Annotated in this window: 1 protein-coding gene and 1 pseudogene; one reads left to right on the top strand and one right to left on the bottom strand. The window is 32.5% G+C overall.

Annotation, left to right across the window (positions count from 1 at the left end):
- Positions 1 to 632: 632 nt before the first annotated feature.
- Positions 633 to 830, top strand: a pseudogene (locus F6K22_RS39505) (hypothetical protein); the annotation flags it as partial.
- Positions 831 to 1,147: 317 nt separating this feature from the next.
- On the opposite strand, the gene F6K22_RS39500 reads toward F6K22_RS39505, so the two are convergent.
- Positions 1,148 to 2,050: a hypothetical protein gene (locus F6K22_RS39500; RefSeq protein WP_293110489.1), complete on the bottom strand. Its 903-nt coding sequence runs from the start codon at positions 2,048 to 2,050 to the stop codon at positions 1,148 to 1,150.
- Between the last annotated feature and the right edge of the window lie 14 nt (positions 2,051 to 2,064).

The following is a 2,064-nucleotide window of genomic DNA, read 5'->3' as shown; positions in this document are numbered from 1 at the left end:
TATAGAGAGTAAGATTATTCCCAATATTTAAGTTTTAACTGTTCTTATACCATTTGGATAAATATTTGCTACAAATTCCTGTTTCCTATCAATAAATTTTGATAATATTCTTTTTTCAAAATGGCATTACACATATAGCAATCCGCGCATTGATTGTGACAATGTTTATAATAGTTAATTTGAGCTGAAAACATGAGTAAATTCTGACTCGTTCCTCGGTCCTCGTTCCTCCTAACTGCCACCAAAATATTACAACTTAAATAGGATTGCTATAGCATTTACCACGACAAAAGTAAAATAAAAGAGGAATAGTATTTGCTTACTCACTTAAATTTTTTAAGAATATCACTACTTGTACACCAATATTGGCAATGAATTCAGCAGTAGGATTAGGAGAAAGAGTAGATTAGTACCCTAATAATTTATCTGGCAGGCAAAAGCAAAGAGTGACGATTACTCATGCTAAGGTAAGTAAACCTAAGTTATACCATTTCACAGAATTCTCAATTCTGAATTCTGAATTCTGAAGTTAGATTGGATAGGCTAAAAACTTTGACAAGAGAAAGGTTTGAGGCAATTATTTGACATTTAAAGTTTGAAACTATTTGTGACATCTTTAAAGTTAATTTGTATTAGTATTAGCAGATGAACCCACGGCTACTTTAGATAGTAAATCTAGTAGAAATATAGTTGAAATTATACAAAATTTAGCTATAAAAGAAAACACAACTATATTACTTGTCACCCAAGATTATTGCATTTTAAAAGGTCCCGTTAGGAATTGTTCAGATATTAAGATGGCCGTCTGTTACCGAAAAATTCAGCTATAAAGCCTCTCCATTTATGGAGAAAAAAGAAAAAAATTTCTTTTAGGCAATCCTCTTCTTTATAAGAAGAGGTAATTATTAATTATTAATTATTAATTATTAATTATTGAACCCAGGTATATTTAACAACAATTAAATCAATTAACTGAAAAAAATTAAATACCAGCAAGGAAATTAATACTGCTACACAGAAAAGAGGTAAAGATTTTTGAGTAGAATAATTTTACTTTTTGCCAAAAACATCCCTAATAAATTTCCAAACAGCTAAAAAGATCGGGCAGTACTACGCCATTTATTTATCGAGTTTTCTTCTTCCTTATTTAATTAATTATTTCTGAATTTGTGCCCCGTAATGTTAAACCTTTTGTTTTGCTTGTTTTGCTTGTTTTCCTTTTTGTAGATTGTTTTGTTCCCCCTCTAGAGAGATTTTTTTTACGTGCGGATGGTTTTGGTGGTGGTGGTGGTGTAGCACTTTTAGCTGAAGGTCTGTTAGTACGAAATAGAACTCCATCATGAGATTGTTCTAGTACCAACAAAGGTGTTGGTTTAGCTTTTTGATCCCAATCAATATGTACAATTCGACCTTGAATTGTAGGAGTCCAATTATCATGGTCATCACTAGGACTAAGATAGGTTTCTAAACAATCAATTATTTGAATAATAGTTTGAGAAGTTGCCTGAGTTGGTAATTTTGTCAGTTTGATTGATACCCTAAATAATACTCTTTTTTTCATATCTTTACCCACTTCTCCGGTCTCATATTCCACCTCAAACATCGAATCAACTTGTCGCCCACTAGGATTGATTTTCTCTCCTGCTGCTACTGGAGTAGGGCGCAGTGCAACACTAATTTGTTGTTTAACTTTTACCTTAATTTGGTTAACAATAGCAAAGTGGAAAACTTCCTCTGCCATCCGCATTCTTAAGTAGTCTAAGTTAAACTCTCTTGAATGGATTAAGTCAGGATTTTTTTCCATTTTCGCTATGGTTCCTAGAGCTAATTTATACTTTTGCTGGAGGTCTTTATTTCTAAATTCTTCTACACTAAGTTTCTTATTAAATTGCTTCATTTTTGCTTGGTGAAATATACCCAAAATAATCAGCAATACTAACAGTAATCCTGATGCACCCATCCAAATATATTCTCCTTTTGGCAAATTTGGTTCTGGTGCTGGGGAGGCTTGGGCTAACTTTGGTTCCACAAAAATAATTGGTGTTAACATAGGCTCTACAGAGA

The organism is Okeania sp. SIO2F4, assembly GCF_010672385.1.
Taxonomy (GTDB): Bacteria; Cyanobacteriota; Cyanobacteriia; order Cyanobacteriales; family Microcoleaceae; genus Trichodesmium.
This window is presented reverse-complemented; position numbering and strand designations above follow the sequence as displayed.